The sequence below is a fragment of the Burkholderia sp. MR1-5-21 genome, from assembly GCF_053427715.1.
The window spans coordinates 222,195-240,152 of the sequence record NZ_JBSAXD010000001.1; the positions used below are offsets into that span (position 1 = coordinate 222,195).

General features: G+C 68.0%; 9 protein-coding genes. 7 read left to right on the forward strand and 2 right to left on the reverse strand.

Annotation, left to right across the window (positions count from 1 at the left end):
• Positions 1-227 precede the first annotated feature (227 nt).
• Entirely contained in the window at positions 228-11,255 is an 11,028-nt protein-coding gene (locus ACV229_RS00910) for a T3SS effector HopA1 family protein (protein WP_448081230.1), read from the reverse strand.
• 282 nt (positions 11,256-11,537) lie between these two features.
• On the opposite strand from ACV229_RS00910, the gene ACV229_RS00915 reads away from it, so the two are divergent.
• The gene (locus ACV229_RS00915; protein WP_448081231.1) at positions 11,538-12,089 is read left to right on the forward strand and encodes a toxin; all 552 of its coding nucleotides are present in this window, start codon (positions 11,538-11,540) and stop codon (positions 12,087-12,089) included.
• A gap of 70 nt (positions 12,090-12,159) precedes the next feature.
• Here ACV229_RS00915 and ACV229_RS00920 read toward each other — a convergent pair whose 3' ends face one another.
• On the reverse strand, positions 12,160-13,236 hold the full coding sequence (locus tag ACV229_RS00920; RefSeq protein WP_448081232.1) for a zinc-binding dehydrogenase: 1,077 nt from the start codon (positions 13,234-13,236) through the stop codon (positions 12,160-12,162).
• Positions 13,237-13,499: 263 nt separating this feature from the next.
• Between ACV229_RS00920 and ACV229_RS00925 the strand changes: the two genes are divergently transcribed.
• The 6 genes from ACV229_RS00925 to ACV229_RS00950 all read left to right on the forward strand — a co-directional run bounded on the left by ACV229_RS00925 (position 13,500) and on the right by ACV229_RS00950 (position 17,927).
• Positions 13,500-14,435, forward strand: coding sequence for an AraC family transcriptional regulator (locus tag ACV229_RS00925; RefSeq protein WP_448081233.1), 936 nt, complete (start codon positions 13,500-13,502; stop codon positions 14,433-14,435).
• Between the two features lie 698 nt (positions 14,436-15,133).
• Positions 15,134-15,625 carry a peptidoglycan-associated lipoprotein Pal gene (gene pal / locus ACV229_RS00930; protein ID WP_448081234.1) on the forward strand — a complete coding sequence of 164 codons (492 nt, stop codon included), beginning with the start codon at positions 15,134-15,136 and terminating at the stop codon, positions 15,623-15,625.
• Positions 15,626-15,900: 275 nt separating this feature from the next.
• Positions 15,901-16,446, forward strand: a complete 546-nt coding sequence (locus tag ACV229_RS00935) for a DUF4142 domain-containing protein (protein ID WP_448081235.1) — start codon at positions 15,901-15,903, stop codon at positions 16,444-16,446.
• Positions 16,447-16,501: 55 nt separating this feature from the next.
• Positions 16,502-16,792, forward strand: a complete 291-nt coding sequence (locus ACV229_RS00940; protein WP_448081554.1) for a cupredoxin domain-containing protein — start codon at positions 16,502-16,504, stop codon at positions 16,790-16,792.
• Between the two features lie 19 nt (positions 16,793-16,811).
• A complete protein-coding gene (locus tag ACV229_RS00945; protein ID WP_448081236.1) occupies positions 16,812-17,543 on the forward strand; it encodes an RNA polymerase sigma factor in 732 nt (243 codons plus the stop codon).
• 216 nt (positions 17,544-17,759) lie between these two features.
• Positions 17,760-17,927, forward strand: coding sequence for a hypothetical protein (locus tag ACV229_RS00950; protein ID WP_448081237.1), 168 nt, complete (start codon positions 17,760-17,762; stop codon positions 17,925-17,927).
• The last annotated feature ends 31 nt before the right edge of the window (positions 17,928-17,958 follow it).

Below are 17,958 nucleotides of genomic sequence, written 5' to 3' on the forward strand. Positions count from 1 at the left end.
CCCGCGCGGCCACGCCACATATGGGTCTCGCCGGGAATCGGCAGACGCTTCGGCTGCTTTCGAGTCGTTCCTCTAATCACGCGAGCGACGTTCGTCCACCGGCATCCTGTCGTGCCGGGCGCGTGTCGATGCGATCGCCGCCGAATGGACGGACGCGATCGCGTCCGTCATCGCCCCAACCCGCCGCGACCACCGCATCGTCCCGCGCGAACGGCGCGCATCACGCATTATTTCTCCAGCTGTTTCTGGACCGACTCTTCGGTCTGAATCACGAAAGTGCCCATCGGCAAGCTCGAGATCGTGATCCCGAAGTTGCCCAGGCGCGTCGACGCATTCGGCAGATGCGACGTGACGCGGCTCGCGCCGAGCGCGGCCGACGCCACGATCGTCGTGCTGCCGCCGACCCAGTCGCCGCTGAACAGCTTGATCGAGCCGCCCCACATGCCGCCCGCGACCGACGTCACGTCGCCCCATGCGCTGACGCCCCGCACGAAGCGGCTGCGCTGCTCGACGTTGCGGCCGCGCGCAAACAGCACGGCCGACGTGTAGGCGCCGGACAGCGACGCGGTCGCGATCGGCAAGCCATACGTGATCGCCGCCGACCACCCGAACGGATGCGACCATAGCAATTCCGTGTTGACGCCGATCGACGTGCCGGACGCCGCCAGCGACGTAAAGCGCCCGGCCCAGCCGATGAACCGGTGCGGATGCCCCGGATGGATCTGCGACAGCGGTATGCCGCCGAACACGCCTTCGATCTGCGTGACCATGTCCGCCGCGACCCGCTTCGCCTGCGTGGCCGCGTCGTCGGCCGTGATCTGCTTGCGAGCGAGCCGCTGCTGGATCACGTACATGCTCCACTGCGCCTCGTCCTTGAACTGGCGCAGCTGATCGATCGCCTGATTGGTCTGCTCGCCGCTTTCGTCGTCTTTCGCGCGGAATTTCGGCAGTTCACGTTCGAGCCGCTTCACGAGCACGTCGGACGCGCGCACGAACACGCGCGGATCGCCGTCCTGGACCGTCTTGATCGACGCCTGATGGACGACCTGGAACCACCGGCCGAGCCGCGCGCCAACGTTCAGCGTGCTGTAGTTCTTCCCGTAGAGCTCGAGCAAGCCCTTCGCGCCGGATGGGTGTTTCAACGCGCCTTCGTGGGTGTACGCGACGCCCAGCAAAAAGGTGCCGCCGCCCGCGGCGGCCGCCGCAAGCAGAGACAGGCGTTTCTTCGCGCGCTCGCTCTTGCCCCACTCCGGCGGCTTGACGCCGAGCGCCGTCAGTTCGGCCTTGGCCTTCTCGTTTTCGGTCAGATTGCCGGGGCTGTAATTCTGCGTGGTGAGCTGACGGCCGGCGCTCTCGCGCGTGCTCACGTTGTTCAGCACGCTATCCTCGACGACCTGATTCCACGGTTTCGCGTCGTTTGCCGCGTCGCGCGCGGCGGTGGCATCGATCTTGACTCGCTCGTCGGGCACGGTTGACCCGATGTATTGCTTCCAGAGCGCCGCGAAGGTCTCGGCGCCCGGCTGGAGTTTCGGCACGTCGTTCGCGCGCGTGTTCTGCTCCCAGAACCGTTCCGCGTAGTTGATCTGCGCGCCGCGCGCCCGGTTGACCAGCGCTGTCGTGTTGCCGCGGAACACCCGCATGACGATTTCCTTGATCTCGTCGTCGGACTTCCCGCCCGCACGGCCCTGACGGACGATCTCGGCCAGCAGCGGCTGCAGTTGCGCTTCGTAGTCGCTCTTCGACGGCCGGTTGAACACCCGTGTCAGCGGATCGTCGCCGTGCAGGCGGCCTTGGGTGGCGGGATTGGCATCGCTCTTGAGCACGAGCCTCGCAACGGCGCTCGTCAGTTCTTCGTTCGCAATCGAATCCGCGCCGTTCGTCGCATACGACACGCTCATGTGCACCCACGGCAGCGACTGCCGCTTGAGCACGCTGTCGACCAGCGTCGCATGGCCGGAACCGGGCACCGGTTCGAGCAGCACGTCGCCGCCGTGGAAGCTGACGAGCACGTTCGGTGCGGGCTTGCCATCGTTCTCGGGCGCGCTGCCCCACTTCTCGAACATCGAGAACATCCGCTCATATTCGTGATAGGCGTTGCTGCTGCGCGCGGTGAAGTAGCCGTCCTCACCGATGCTCGGCCGCATTGGCGCGAACTCGAAGCGAAGTATCACGCCGGTTTCGGACGACAGCTTCAGCCATTTCTGCAGGTTCTCGTAGCTCAGGTCGTCGAGCGCGACCACCGCGTCGGGGGCGCCTTCCGGGCCGGACTCGATGCGCCCGTCCCGATAGTTGACGCGCATGGTTTCGGCGTCGAGCTTGGTCGCGTCCTTTACCAGGTTCGGATGCTGCCGCTTGCCGGCGGCCGCGCGCAGCGAGTACGGATCCACCACCAGCGCGATGATCGGCTGCGCGGCGCCCGTCTCCTCGATGAATTCGCGCGCGGCATCCGTGTCGTCGCGCAACTGGTGCGCGCGTGCCATCGGCGCGAGCCGGAGCAACTGCGCCTGTTGCTTCTCGTCCAGGGTCGTCACCGAGTCGAGGAGGTGCGCGACCATCCGGCTATCCCCCATCGCGGCGGCGGAATACCGCTGCGGCCTGAACGGGAAACGGCGGGACACCGTATTCGCCCCCACATCGCGCGCCATGCCGAGCTTGAGCTTCAGCTTCTGCCACATCGACGCGTCCGCGACCACGACGTCGGGCGGCACGCCCTCGACGACTTCGGGCAGGTCCGCATCGCTGGCTTTCCGATCGAGCTTGCGGCCGGCGACGGTCTCGATGTCGCCGTAGTCGTCGAACAGGCCCTTGATCGGTTGCGGCTGCGTGGAATCGACGGTTGCGATCGTCGTGCTGACGAGCGTCGGCTGAAAGACGGAGATCCTTTCACCGAAGTCGCGCTTTCCGAACGCGTTCTCGAATTCCTTGGGCGTCATCGCGCTCACGAGGAAATGCACATCGGGGCCGGCCGCGCCGTGCGCGAACGGCGCCTGATCCGCCGGCTTGCCGCCGGGACCCGCGGGGTCCGCCTTCCAGTCATCGAACCAGATCAGCGAGCCGTCCGCCTGCGGGTCCAGACGGCCGATCGGCTTCGGCCGGCCGGTCACTCTCCCGCCCAGCTTCCTGCCAGCATTCGCGGTGTTGTCGTAGACATAGACGTGATGCTCGCCTTGGGTCAATTGCCTCATGTCGACGAGGTCGCGGAAGTGCCTGACGTTGACCCCCGCGTAATCCATGGCCTGCCCTTGCTCGGGCAGCATCCATTTTCGCGCGTACGCTCTTCCCCGCTCATCCAGGCCGTAGTACTCGACGAACGGCTTCTTCGCGCCGACGGGCAGCTTGCGGCCCGCCTCGCGCGCGATGAACGCGCTGCCCTGCACCGGATGCAGCCCCCACGCCGCACGCGCGGCCGCGACGACGCCGAGCTTCTTGTATTCGTACGCCTTGTCGTGGTCCTTCGGCTTGCCGGGCTGGAATCCGCCGAGCTCCTTCACCGTGTCGACCGGCATGTCGCCGACGACGAAGCGCACCTTGCCGAGCGTCGCGCGGACGTTGCGCGCGGCGCGCACCGTGCGGGCGTCGTGCGCGGTCCGTTTCGGAAACGCGTCGCGCAGCGGCCGGTCGGGGATCGTCACGCGGCTGTTGGGCGGTTCTTCCTTGTAGGTCCATTGGCCTGTCGACGGATCCTTGACCGCGTGACCCTGCAATTCGCCGGTCTTGCGATCGATCGCGTAGATCAGGTCGCTGTCTTGTGCCGCCTGCTCGGCCGCGTCGACCGATTTGTGCATCTTCGGCTCGGCCAGCTTGCTGATCGTGTCGATCACCGTCTGGTGGGGCGGCTCGACCTGGAGATTGGGCACCGGGTTCCTGTCGCCGCCGGTCCAGACGTTTTTGATGTGCGTGACGCCGCCGAATTGCTGCAGCCGGTCATGGGAGACCGGGGACACGTAGAAGTCGTACTGGCTGCGGGCAGCAAGCGCTTCGTCGTGGTTGTCGGCCGACAGCGCTTGCGCGATGTCTGCGGAAAGCGGGTGCTGCGGGTCCACGCTCTCGGGCAGCGCGAATCCGCCATCGGAGGCCTTTTGCGTGGTGGCGACGAAGGCCGGCCTGCCGTTCGCGTCGAGCACACCTTTCGGCGCGATCAGCACGTGCGTCCCGGTGCTCAGCCTGTCGGCGAGCATGTGCAGGTCCGACAGGGTCTCGCCTCCGGCCTTGTCCAGCGTCCGCAGGTCGTGCCGGTCGAGCCATTCCGCCGCCTGTCGCGCGTGGCTCGGCGCACCAGACGCCGACGCGGGCATCGCATCGGGGATGCCGGACGCATCGGCTGTCCGCAGCCCCGCGTAATACGCGCCGTAGGCCTGCCGGCCGGGCAAGGACACCGGCACGCCGGCCATTGTCGCGGCAAGCCGTTCGATCGCCGCCGGATCGTGCGGCTGCCATTCCCCATACGCGCGCTCCAGCTCGACCGGAGCCTTCGCGTTCGCGCCGATGTCCGTGCCGGTCGCCGCGAGGATCTCGTCGCGGACGTTGAATGCGTTGCCCTGTGCGCGCGCTTCGGCGTGCAGCGCGTTCGGCACGTCGATTGCATTGCCGTTCGCACGCAGGTTCAGGAGGCCGAGCTCGGCATCGACCGCGTGCGCGGCTTCGTGCCCGAGCGTGTAGACGAACGAGCCCATGTCGACGGCGTTGCCGTCCAGCGTGATGTGCTTGTTCGCGGCGTCGGTGTGCGAGCCGCCGCCGCGCCGGCCGACGCCGATCGTCCAGCCCGCCGCGTCCAGCAGGCGCATCTGCGATGCGAGCGTGCCGGACGACGACGCGAGCGCCAGCGCGGACGCCGGTACCTCGACGCCGCCCGTGCGCATCCTGACGCGCTCGAACGGGCTTGGCCGGTACCGCCCGTCAGGCGCGACGCGCCGCCAGCCGACGTGGCCACGGTCGAGCGCACCTGCGGGCCGGGCAACAGCGGGCTCGACCGCTGCCACCGGGGCCGCGTGTGCCGGAACGGCCGGACTGCGAGCCTCGTTGGCCGGATCGGTCGATCCCAAATTGCGCGCCGGGTTGGCCGGATCGACGCCGATTTCCGCGAAGCGCCTGAGCACTGCTTCGCGCAGCGCGGCCTTCGCATCGAACGCGGGATCGCCCGCCCGGGTCAGCTGCATTTCCGCGACGTCGTGCGACGCCATCGCGATCGCGAACGCGCGCGCCGAGCCGAAGCTTTCGGGGTCGTCGACGCGCCCCACCGCGCCGCTCCCGAACACGGTGTTCTCGTCGAAGGCCGCGACCGTCTGCGTGAGCCGCGTGTGCAGTTCCGGCGACGGCTCGGCTGCGGTCGACACGCCCCGCATCTGCGGCTCGGTCATCGCCGGAACCGTGTCGTTGAAATGATCCGGATGCGCTTGCTGATAGTGGCGCAGCGCCTGGAGCACGCGCTCGGCGGCGGCCGTGTCGGTCGCGTACAGCACGACGTTGTCCGCGCGTGCGCCGACCGCGGCCGGCCCGGCCACCTTGACGGTCTCGACGCCGGGAAACAGCTCGGGACGATCGATGACGTTGCGCACGAGAAACTCGGCGATATCCGGCAGATGCGCACCGGCCGCGTGGATGTAGATGCGTTCGCCCGCCTCCTCCTGCGGCATGTGATCCGGATGCCGCTGGAAGTGATAGAAGGTGGCGTCCGCGCCCGGCACCGACGCCGATTCGCCGTCGATCGGCACACCGTCCTGCGACGCGCTGTACGTGCCCTCCGGACGCTGTGCGGCCAGATCGACGATGCGCGGGAAATAAAGCGACGCGGGAATCGCGCCGCGCTGCTCGGCCGCCGCGCCGGTCGTGCGGTAGAGCCGGTACACGTCCCGCATTCTCAGCGGGCCGCCGGCATCGGCCACCCGCGCGAGCAAGGCATCCAGCGAGCCGAGCGAAGCGTCGGCGCCGCGCGGCCCGGTCTCGGGCAGGACGCGCAAAACCGGTACGCCGGACGAGTCGGCGGCAGGATGCGGCAGGATTGCGCCGGGCAGCTCGCCCGATGCGTGCAGATCGGCGACCGCCTGCTCGTGCGCGCTCCGGTGCGCGGCGCCGTGCAGGCGTGCGACGCCGGAGCCCGCGCCCATCATGCCGGCCGACGTGAGGAATTGCAGCCAGTCATCCGGCGACGCCTGACTGCCCGCCGACGACAGCTCGACGCCCTGATGAATCATCGTCGCGAGGTTCGCATCGAACGCGGCCGCGCCGAGCAGCCGATACGCGAGGCCGCCCTTCCCGGCGATGCGCAAGCCTGCGAGACGGCGCAGGCGCGCGGGCAGCTGCGAGAGCAGATCGGCGCGGTCGACGAGCGGCAGCGCGTCGTTCAGATTGCTCAGGCGCCGGGTGCCGAGCGCGACGTCGCCGACAACGCCCGGGTTGCGCGTCACGCTGAAAATCCGCGCCAGCCGGTCGGCCGTCCGCGCGCTGGCTTCAGGCGTGCCGAACAGCGCGCGGTTGAGCGCGCCCTGCATCCGCGTGTCCTTGAAATTGCGCAGCGCCCAGCGGCCGTCCGACAGGACGCTCGCGCGCGCAGCCGTGACCGCGTCGGCACCGTGCGCGAGCCGCACCGCGTTGAGCGCATCCGTGACGGTGCGGTCCGCCGCGCCGACCCGCGCCGCCGCGACGGCGGTCCGGTTGATCACGCCGCCCGCGCCCGCCGCGCCGCCGAGCACGTTCGCGCCGAGGCCGATCCAGTTCCACACGTTGCTGCGCCCTTGCGCGGTCGACAGCGCGCGGACCGATTGCACCGTGCCCGTGACGGCCGTCACCGCGAAGTACGCATCCGCGAGATCCGACAGCATCACCGCCCACAATGCCGCCGTCTCCGGCTGGATCGCGATCGTCGCGATGCCCGCGAGCACCGTCGCGCCGATCTCGAGATCGGTCTTCAGGTGGTCCCAGTCGTACCAGTGGTCGTCGGGCTTGTAGATCGTGAAGTAGCCGTCGCCCGACATCAGGCTGCCGTTCGCGTCGAGCACCCAATGCGGCTGCGCGACCAGCAGACCCTTGTCGAGCCCGCTGTGCGACTGCCAGTCGTCGTAGCCGTGACGCACGGTCGTATCGGCCGGACCGACGTCGATCGTGCTGCCGTCCGCGCCGATGCCTTCGAGGATCGCGAGCTGCTGCGCGTTGCCGGTGCCTTCGCGGTTGTTCCACCATTGCATCGACAACGACGTGACCGACACCGGGTTCAGGCTGCTCACCTGCGTGACGCCTTCGCCCTGCATCAGCTGGTCGGCGAGCTGGCCGATCGTGGTCTTCTGGTGCTTGTGGTCGTACACGACCTCGTTGCCGCTGTACAGCGCGAACTCGCCGAGCGTCGCCGCCTGCTGCTGGTCCAGCGTGCCCGGTGTGTAGGTCGGCTGGACGTTGAATGCCTGGCCGATGATGTCGAGCAGTTGCGCGCGGCTCGTCACGGTCTGCATGCCGTCCCGCTCGTTCAGGCCCGCGAGGTGGCCGCCCGCCGTGTAGCCGGTCGTGCCGGGCTGCCATGCGGGCACGGGCGGCAGCGTCACGCCAGGGCCTTGCGCGGGGTCGGGCGCCGCGACCTTCGCAGGATCCTGCGCGACGGCCAACGGCGCGGCCGGCTTCGCACTGTCCTTGAAGCCCGTTTCGCGCTCGATTTCCTTCGTCACGTCCGGGGCGATGTTGTCGCCGATGATGTCCTGCGTAAGCTGCATGTCGACGTGCTTGTTCTTCACGTCGCCGAGGCCGAAGTCCTGGCCCATCACGATCGCCATCCCGTCGCCGCCGACGAGCACGTCGACGTTCAGCCGCGAATCGGTGCTTTCGGCGCCCAGGCCGCCCTTGTCGACCGGCTTCAGCATCAGCCCCTCGACCTTCTGGCGCAGCGCGGTCATGTCCGCGTTCTGCGCGCCGCCCGCCGACACGTAGATACGCGACAGCGCCGCCAGGTTCGACACGTCGTCGATCTTGCCCGCGAACTGGTCGTGATACAGCGCCGCCGCGAGATCGGGATTCAGGCCGTCCATCTGGTCGGCGAGTACGCCGAGCTGGTCCGACGCGCTCTTCTTGTCGAAGACTTTCGCGTGGATCTCGGTGAACAGCGTCCTGACTTGCGGCGCGCCGATCGCGCCGTCCAGCAGCTGCCCGTAGAACAGCGTCCCCTTGTACTCGCTCAGATGCTTGCCGATGTCGGCGAGCCGCGCGTGCGGGTCCGTCGCGCACGCGTCGGGGCCCACGACCGCCGCGAGCGCGCGCTGCCGGAGCGCGGCAATCGCGCCGTCGTTCATCACTTCGTCGTAGAACGGATTGCCGGGCCCCATGCCGGCCATCAGCCCGGACAGCATCTTCGCAGCCGACACGTCGCCCGCGCCTTCGCCGCCGCCGAGCGCCTGCGCATGCGCGACCTGCTGCAGCGCATCCACCGCACCGAGCGATTGCTGCCATTGCTGGAACACCGTCTGCAGTTGCTTGAACTCCGGTGAATCCTTGCCGGCTTCGCGTGCCGCTTCGAGCTCCGGCGCGACGCCATCCATCGTCACCGCGTATTGCGCTTTCCACAGCGTGTCGACCTTGCCGGGGTCGGTCTGCCAGTTCGGATCGGCCGGGTTGCCCGCGGCGGCGTCGAGCGCCTTCTTCAGATCGTCGTGATACTTGCTCAGCGCGTCGGCGGCGGCCTTCGCGAGCGCGGGATCGTTCTTCGCGTTGTCGGCCTTCGACTTCGCGTCCTGCCACGTCCGATAGTCGTCGCGAGCGTGGCCGACCGCATCGTCGAGTGCTTTCTGGTCGGGCTGCAGGTCCTGCTTCATCTGGCCGGCAGTGACGCGCAGCACGTCCGGGTCGAGCACGTTCAGCGCGCCGAGGTCGTCCTTCGCCGCATCGATCGGGTCCTTCGCGGTGTCCGGATTCTGGTAGTACGGCGCCAGGTATTGCTGCTGCGCGACGACGGTCAGCGCGGCCTGCGTGATCATCGCTTCGTTCTTCTCGTTGCCGCCGAGCCACATCCGCGTGACGGCGATCGCCTCCTTCATCGTCATCCCGCTCGCGACGAGCTGCTGCAGATACTGCGTGACGCCCGGCTGGCCGGCCTGCGTCTGCGACGGCGCCGCGGCCACATCCGGCGTATTGGGCACGACCGGCAGCGTGCCGTCGACGAGCGCCTGCGTGCCGCGCGCGAGATCCTGCGCGGTGAAGAGCTGGTCCGTGCCGACTTCCTGCTGCGCCTTGACGATCGGATCGCCGTCGGGCTTCGGTGCGTCGCCGCGCTTGATCTTGTCGGCGTTGGCGTTCTGCCACTGCACGGTATCGGCGTTCGCCTGTTCGAGCACCGCCGCCTGCGCCCACGTGCCGTCGCCGATGTCGGCGTTGTTCTTGCGCGCGTCGTCGAGCGCCTTGCGCAATGTGTCGGCGTTGACCGGACCGCCGTTCAGCGCCTGGTCGAGCGCGGTCTTCGCCTTCAGGAGCGCCGGCGCATTCTCCGGTTTCACGGTCGACGGCGGCGGGCTCGGCTTCAGGCCGGTATGGTCCTGCAGCGTCTTCGACAACTCGCCGTTCGGGTCTTCGTCGATCAGCGTCTGGTAGACGTCCATCGGCGCACCGTTCGCACGCGCGAGCGACAGCGAATCGAACGGCGTCTGCGTCGTCACGACAGCAGCCTTCTTCAGGCGGTCGAGATCGTTCTGCCCGTTTTGCAGGTAGGTCTGCAGCGCTTGCACGACCGGCTTTGCGCCGTCGCTTTTCGGCCCGCCGAGCGCCTGGACGATGCGAGCGATCGGACCGTAGTACGCATCCATCTGGTCGAGCGAGCCCATCGGCGGCGAGTACGCGTACGGATCGCCGCGCTTGATCTCGCTGTCGACCTTGCCTTGCAGGTTCTGCCGGTACAGTGCGAGCGCCAGCTCTGGCGATGCGTGCTGCACGTCGGTCAGCAGGTTCGCGATGTCGCGCAGCTTGTCCGGCGTGCCGACGCTCGCGATCACGTCGTGCGTGACGCCGGAATGGACGGTCGAATCGGCCAGTGCGTCGTAAAGCGCCGTGCCCTTGTATTGCGACAGCGCCTGGCCGATCGCGACGAGCCGGTCATGCGGATTCTTGCCGCCTCCGGCGTTCAGGATGTCGTGCAGCGCGTTGCCTTGCAGTGTCTGCGTGCGGGCGTCGCCCATCACGGCCTGATAAAGCGGATCGTCTTTCGAGCGGCCTTGCAGCGCTTGCGTCAGCGACTGCGCGCTTTTCAGGTTGCCGTCCGCGCCGCCCGACGTGCGCGCGGCGTCGGCTGTGTCGACGATCTCGGCCGCGTGCAGCGCGGTGGCCACGTCGGCGGCGCGCGGTGCGCCGTCGACGCCGTTCGTGTTGAGCGACACGACCGCGCGCTCGGCCTGCCAGCGCTGGTCGATCTGCAGCAGGCCGTCGCGCCAGTGGCTGTCCGTTTCGCCGGCGGCGGCGTTCAATTCCTTCGACAACGCGGTGTGATACGCCCGCTCGTCGAGCGCGAGCTGCGCCGGATCCGCGTGGCTTGCCTGGTCCTTTTGCCAGGCCTGGAAGGCGGTTTGCGCGCCCTTCGCGGCGTCCTTGAGATCGGGCCCGGGCTTGATCTCCACGGTCAGCGCCTTGACGGCGTCGTCGAGGGTGGCGTCGGAGAACACGCCGACCCACATGGTCTTCTGCGCGGCGACGGCCTTGACCGGATCGTCGGCGGCGGGCACCGTGCCGTCGGTCATCGCCTTGTCGCCTTCGATCGCGAGCGCAGCCGTGCCGAGCACCACCTCGTTCTGCGCGCTGCCGCCGAGCTTGACGCGCGCCGCGTTGACGGCCTCGGCGAGCGTCATCCCGTCGTCGAGGCCGGCCTGGATTGCCGCGCGCGCGGCCCCCGGATCGGCTCCCTGTCCGGACGGCGAGGCGCCGCCGACCGCAAGCGGCTTGTCCGACAGCGCGTGGGTCGCATCGTCGAGCGTCTGGTAGTCGAACACGTGCGTGAGCCCGATCTGGCTCGCCGCCTGCTGCAGCGTATCGACCTTCGGGCTCGCATCGCTCTTCGGCGCGCCATTGCGCTCTGCCTGCATCAGGATGGCGGCGCGTGCGAGCGCATCGCGGGTGACGCCGGGCTGTGTCTGCAGGACCTTGTTGATCGCCGCCTGGAGCGCGGCCGCGTCGTCGATCGACTTGCCGTTCAACTGGTTCTGCAGCGCCGATTCGGCGGTCGACACGTCCTGCGCGTTGGGGGGCGGTGGCGGCGGAATGTACGGGCCGCCCGAATCTCCTCCATCGGCAATGCGCATCGCGAATCTCCCGGGAACAGCGACAGACAAGCGTCCAATTATTCCGGGTCCGGGTCCGTTCGATGCACGGGGAATTCGTAGGAAGCCGCCGTGACGCGTGCATGCGCGGCGGGGAAACTGCGTGATTCACTGCGCCGGCGTGGGCAGCACGGCCACCGGACTTCGGCGGGATCAGCGTCGGGGCGCGCCGGCCAGGGTCGTTGTCCGGCATCCTGCTTCCGGAAGCGATGTGGCGCATGAGGCACAATACGCGTCATCAGAACCGGATCGCAGCAGGAACACATGCGCATCGTCGTCGTCGGAACGAGCGGATCGGGAAAATCCACCTTCGCGCGTGCGCTGGCCACGTCCGCCGGTTGTCCGTACATCGAACTCGATCGGTTGTACTGGGGCCCGGACTGGGCAGCCGTTCCGCACGAACAGTTCGAGCAAGCCGTGCTCGCGGCGACGGCGGGCGACCGATGGGTCGCGGACGGGAACTACAGCGCCGTGCGTGATGTGCTCTGGTCGAGAGCCACGCACATCGTCTGGCTCAACTTCGGCCGGTGGACGGTGTTCTCCCGCGTGCTCTGGCGCACGATAAGCCGAGGCATCATGCGCACGGAGCTTTCACACGGAAACCGCGAATCGCTGCGGATGGCGTTCTGCTCCAGGGATTCGGTGCTGCTGTGGTCGTACACGACGTTCGACAAGAATCGCGTCAAGTTCGCAAGCCTTCGCGACGATCCGAAGTACGCGCATCTTCAATGGACGGAGATTACCGAGCCGGCACGCACGAAGGAATTCATTGCGTTGCATGCCGGCGCCAGTCAACACCGGTCAGACGCTCGCTGAACGCACACGATCGCTCGGCCGCATGTGGCGACATGGCGTCGGTACAAGGTCTTCAGGATCCGCACGCGCATCACGCCTCGTGGTCGATCAGCACGCACTCGAGCCCCGACGCACCGGCGGCCCGATCGATGGCCGCTTCGAGCCGGGCAATGCCGTACACGACCGGGCGCAGCGCACCGAAATCCAGCGCGCCCGCGCCGGCCAGCGACAGCAGCCGGCGATAGGCATCGCGTGGATACATGAACTGGCCGATGATTTCCCACCCGTTCAGCATGACCTCGGTATAGGGAACCGGCAGATCGACCGCCATGCTGCCCATCAGCACGAGCCGCCCTTCCCGTCCGAGGCTGCGCAGCGCCGCCAGCGTCATGTTCGGATCGCGTGCGTTGCCGACCATGTCGAACGCGAGATCCACGCGCCCGCGCGCGGCGGCGCGAATCGCTTCGACGTCCCGCGCGACGTCGCCGGTCACGACAACGGGCACGATCCGGCCGTTGCCGTGTTCGGCGAGCGCGGCCAGCGCTTGCGCGTTGCGCCCGGCGGCAACGACGCGGCCCGCGCCCATCGCGACGGCCAGCAACGCCGCCGCGCTGCCATACGCACCCGTCGCGCCGGACACGACCACGGTCTCGCCGACGGCGAGCCGTCCGCGCAGCAGCCCGCCGAACGGCACGACGAATCGCGTCGCGAGCGCAAGCTGTTTCGCGTCGAGGTCCGCGACTGCGTCGGCGGCAGTCAGCGCCGATGCCGGCAGCAACGCGTATTCTGCCAGCGTGCCGTCCGGCCAATCCGCCTGCATCGCATCGCCTTCGGCGCCCGCCGCGGTGATCCCAATCAGGATCTGCGCTGGGTCCCGCACGTTTTCATTGGCGACGAAGTGCGACGAAATCACGACGCGCTGCCCCGGCTTCAGGTGCCACACGTCCCGGCCCACCGCGTGCACGATGCCGACGCCGTTGCCGCCGGGGATGAACGGGCGGTCGGGCGCGTGATAGACCGGCAGTTCGCCGCCGACGTATTGGCGCATGTAGGACATCACGGCCGACACCTGCATCCTGACGACGACGCTGCCGGGCCGGGGTTCGGGCGGCGGCACGTCGACATACCGCAGATCGCCGCCCAGCCGGGTGAGTTGCCATGCTTTCATGCGCCCTCCGCAATTCGAATGAATTCTGCAGTTTTACGCTGCCGACTGCCGGTACTGACCGGCGACGCGCCGGGCAGCCGGTCGGATCCGCTGAGCACGGCCGCGCTTGCACCCACCATTTCGATCGGTGACGACACGAACGGCATCCGTACGAAGAAAGTAAGTCGCACGCCCGAATTAGGCAACGTCAGCGTGATCTTCCCGCATGCAATCGGAACTTCATATAATCAATCGGTCCGAATTTCTTATCGATCGTACATTTCATGGATGCGTTGTCCGATGTCCTGTCGGTGCTGAAGGTGCGCAGCGGCCTGTCGTCGCGTTTCGACGGCGACGGTATGTGGGCATTCCGGTTTCCGGCGTACCAGCACATGAAGTTCGGCACCGTGCTGCGCGGGCGGCTTTATCTGCGGATGGCGGACGATGCCGAATACCGTGCGATCGACGAGGGGGATTTCTACCTGCTGACGAACGGGCAGCCGTTCTGCTCGGCAAGCGTTCCGTCCTGCACGCCGCTCGACGGCCCGGCGACCTACCGGTCGAGCCGCGGCGCGGACGGCGTCGTGCGATACCACGGGCCCGGCGACGCCGCCCCCGTCAGTCTCGCGAGCGGACGCTTCGTGTTCGACAGCGACATGACGGGCATGCTGCTCGAACATTTGCCGCCGCTCATTCACCTGCGCGCCGCCGACGTCGCGGCGCATGCGCTGTCGCATGTGCTCGCGTTGCTCAAGATCGAAACCGGTGAAACGGGCAATCCGGCGCCGCCGGGCTCGGACGTGGCGAAGACCAGCCTCGCGACGCTCGTGCTCGTGCAGACCCTGCGTGCGTATATCGCAAGCGGCGAACTGGCGGACGGCTGGCTGAAGGCACTGTCCGACGGCAAGGTGGGTTCGGCGCTGTCGATGATGCACCGCTCGCCCGAACAGCGCTGGACGCTCGACGCGCTTGCGGCGAACGTCGGCATGTCCCGCACCGCATTTGCGTCGCGCTTCCGCCGGATGGTGGGCAGTGCGCCGCTCGACTACCTCCATCGGTGGCGCATCGCGATTGCGATGACGGCGCTCAAGGACTCGGACGAGCCGCTCGTGACCATCGCCGAACGCATCGGCTACCTGTCGGACACGGCGTTCAGCATCGCATTCAAGCGCGCGACGGGCATCAGCCCCGGCCGCTATCGCGTCGAGCAACGCCGCTAGCGCGGTATTGTCTGCCGCGCCTTGCCCCATTCGTCTGATAAGTGCGCGCTTAAGCCTGTCTTAATCCTCAGTGCCTACGCTGAAAGCGTCGTACCGTGTCGCGGCAATCCCGGGCGGGCTACGGACCGCCGCCGGCAGCATGCCGGGCGGCTGAGGAAACGCGCAGCAGGCATCGCGCCAGCCAGTGCGCTTCGCACATTTTCATGGGGTCGTCCCCCACTCTCGCCGCCGCTTGCGGCGCAACCGCCTCGATACCGGGTCGCGCGTCCCACCGCGCATGCCGCCGCGCAGTTCGTCTGGAACATGTGACGGGTGTCGCGAACGAGGCCGGCGTGGCCGGCCCTGTGGCGCGATGATCCGGCTGGCGGAACGCATGTATGCCGGGCTGGTGATCGGGCACGACGAACACGGCGACGCGTAGCGGAGCCGTCCGGCTTCGCAGCGGCGACAGGCACGGTCTGCACCGAAGGCCGACCATGTGCTGACGCGCGAGCGCGAATCACGCAACGGATACGGCGAAACTGGTTGCGTTGTGACATTTTTCCTAAGCTGTCTGCAGGGATTCAGGCAATAAGCGACCCGAGCGCGACAAGCTTTCAATTTCCTGCTGCCTGCTTACGGGACCCCGTCGGGGCTTCGGGCGGATCGCCGATGCGCACTCGCGGGCTTTCAACGCAGTCAACCGCAGGAGACGAACGATGAGCAAAATGTACCGATACGCGGTGATCGTGATCCTGGCGCTGCTGGGCGGTTGCCACCACGCGGCGAAGACGCCGGAGAACGCGGGCATGAATCCGAATGCCGCGAACGAGGCGGTCGTCACGACGCAGGCCGATGAGCTGAACAACCCGAACAGTCCGCTCGCGAAGCGCAGCGTCTATTTCGATTTCGACAGCAACGCGATCAAGCCTGAATTCCAGTCGCTGATTCAGGCGCACGCCGACTACCTGCGCCGCCACCCTGCGCAGCGCGTGCTGATCCAGGGCAATACCGACGAGCGCGGCACGTCGGAATACAACCTCGCGCTCGGGCAACGCCGCTCGCAAGCGGTGCTGAGCGCGCTCGTCACGCTTGGCGTGCCGGAGACCCAGCTCGAAGCCGTCAGCTTCGGCAAGGAAAAGCCGGTGGCGACCGGTCATGACGAGGAGTCGTGGGCGCAGAACCGCCGCGCGGATCTCGTCTATCGCTGATCGACCGCAGCCGGAACCTGCGGCGCGCGCGACACGCAGCCCGCCCGTATCACGGCGTGCGGGCGCCAGCGTGCGCCTCGTGACGGTCACCCGCGCGTGACCGTCACGTCCCGGAACGCCCCCCGAACTTCATCCGCACTTCAAAAGCGCTTCGCCGGCGGGCTGCCCGTCGGCCGGAAACGCGCGCGCCGCACGTGACATCCAATCGATTGAGCGGCGTCGAACCGCGATGACGTGGCGGCATTGCGCCGCCGTCAATGTTCGGAGGATTCCAGATGAACACGATCTTCAATGCAGCGCTGTGCGGCGCCCTGCTCTCAGTCGCGCTGCCCGTTGCCGCGCAGCAGCCCGGCCCGACCGACCCGCAGATCGCGGCGATCGTCGTGACCGCCAACCAGGTCGACATCGACGCGGGGAAACTGGCCGAATCGAAAACGCACAACAAGGACGTGAAGGCCTTCGCCGATCGCATGGTGCAGGATCACACCGGGGTCAACAACGCGGCGGTCGACCTCGTCCACAAGCTCGGCGTGACGCCCGAGGACAACCCGACCAGCATGGATCTCAAGCGCGGCGGCGATACGAACCTGCAGACCCTCGGCAAGCTCGACGGCGCGCGCTTCGACCGCGCGTACATCGACCACGAGGTGGCCTATCATGAAGCCGTACTCTCCGCGATCGATCACACGCTGATCCCGTCCGCGAAGAATGCCGAGCTGAAGGCGCTGCTCGTCAAGGTCGAGCCCGCGTTCGTCGCGCACCTCGACCATGCGCGCCACCTGCAGTCGACGCTGGGGAAAGGCAGTGGCGCCGCGCAATGACGCGATGACGGCGCCGTCGCGCGCGATCGCGTGGTTTCGGCGCTGCACATCCGCGATGTGGCTGGCCACGCTGGCCGTCTCGTCCGGCGCGTTCGCCGGAACGCACGTGGTCGTGATCGAACAGATGCGCTTCACGCCGGCCGAGCTGACCGTGCAGCGCGGCGACGAGGTGGTGTGGATCAATCGCGATCTGTTCGCGCATACGGCGAGCGCCGACGCCCGCGCGTTCGACTCCGGCAGCATCGCGCCGCAGGCGTCGTGGCACTACGTTGCCCGCGTGCGCGGCCGTTTCCCTTATTCGTGCACGCTCCATCCGACGATGCACGGCATGCTGAACGTGCGATGAGCATCGACAAAGGTGCGCGATGACGATTTCTTTCGATGTGCCCGCGCCTCCCGCCATCGACGACGAGCCCGCGCTCGTGCGCCGCGTCGTCGCGGGCGATCAAGGCGCATTCGAGCTCGTGATGCGCCGGCACAACCGGCGCCTGTTCCGGCTCGCCCGCGCGATCCTGCGCGACGACGCGGAGGCCGAGGACGCGCTCCAGGTCGCATACCTCGCCGCCTACCGGTCGATGGTGCGTTTTCGCGGCGACTCGGCGCTCGGCACCTGGCTTACGCGGCTGCTGCTGAACGAATGCTTCGGCCGCGTGCGGCGCGCGCGGCGCAGGGCTGTCGTGATGCCGATGTGCAATGCCGACGATGCGTTCGATCCGTTCGATTCGTTCGATGTGGCAGACATGATCGATATCTCATCCGATTCCCCCGAGCGGTCGGCGTCGCGCGCCGAATTGCGGGACCTGCTGGAGCGCCGGATCGACGCGTTGCCGCCTGCGTTCCGGATCGTATTCGTGATGCGCTCGGTGGAGGAAATGACTGTCGAGGAAACCGCGCAGTGCCTCGCGCTGCCCGAGGCGACGGTGCGCAGCCGGCATCATCGCGCGCGGCGGATGTTGCGCGCGTCGCTTGCGGTCGATCTCGACCTGGCCGAGCGCGATGCGTTCGATTTTCGGGGCGCGCAATGCGACCGGGTGGTCGCGCAAGTGCTGACGCGGCTGCTGGAGGACGATCCGGCCGAACCCGCGCCGGATGCCTGAGCGGGCGAACGACCGTTGCCGTCTCGCAACGCGGACGAAAGGTCCGATCGCAACGGACGATACGGGAACGCCGGTCGCCCGCCCGCGTGCCCTGCACGTTGCGCGGCACGACATGGAATAAGCGGGCTGCACCGAACGTTTCGTGTGCGCGCGGGCGTCCCGGCCGGGTTGCCGGCCGACGTACTCGGGCCGCCTGCCTGTCGATAGGAGATTGAGATGAGATCGACTACGTTGATCGCAGCCGTGGTCGCGGCGCTGGCGCTCCTGCTGTCCGCTGGCTGCATGTCGGACAACAGCGCTTCGCAGAACCACGCCGTCGGCCGTTATGGCGGAGGCGGCGCGGGTGGTGGTGGTGGCGGGGGCGGCGGAGGCGGCGGATATTGACCGCCCGCCTCCCGCGTGGCGGGCCGCCGTG

Bases quoted from the DNA above. Each gene is read 5' to 3' on its own strand.
- ACV229_RS00950 (WP_448081237.1), top strand. From the start codon at position 17,760: ATGAGATCGACTACGTTGATCGCAGCCGTGGTCGCGGCGCTGGCGCTC.
- ACV229_RS00915 (WP_448081231.1), top strand. From the start codon at position 11,538: ATGCGCATCGTCGTCGTCGGAACGAGCGGATCGGGAAAATCCACCTTC.
- ACV229_RS00920 (WP_448081232.1), bottom strand. From the start codon at position 13,236: ATGAAAGCATGGCAACTCACCCGGCTGGGCGGCGATCTGCGGTATGTC.
- ACV229_RS00935 (WP_448081235.1), top strand. From the start codon at position 15,901: ATGAACACGATCTTCAATGCAGCGCTGTGCGGCGCCCTGCTCTCAGTC.
- ACV229_RS00945 (WP_448081236.1), top strand. From the start codon at position 16,812: ATGACGATTTCTTTCGATGTGCCCGCGCCTCCCGCCATCGACGACGAG.
- pal (WP_448081234.1), top strand. From the start codon at position 15,134: ATGAGCAAAATGTACCGATACGCGGTGATCGTGATCCTGGCGCTGCTG.
- ACV229_RS00940 (WP_448081554.1), top strand. From the start codon at position 16,502: ATGTGGCTGGCCACGCTGGCCGTCTCGTCCGGCGCGTTCGCCGGAACG.
- ACV229_RS00910 (WP_448081230.1), bottom strand. From the start codon at position 11,255: ATGCGCATTGCCGATGGAGGAGATTCGGGCGGCCCGTACATTCCGCCG.
- ACV229_RS00925 (WP_448081233.1), top strand. From the start codon at position 13,500: ATGGATGCGTTGTCCGATGTCCTGTCGGTGCTGAAGGTGCGCAGCGGC.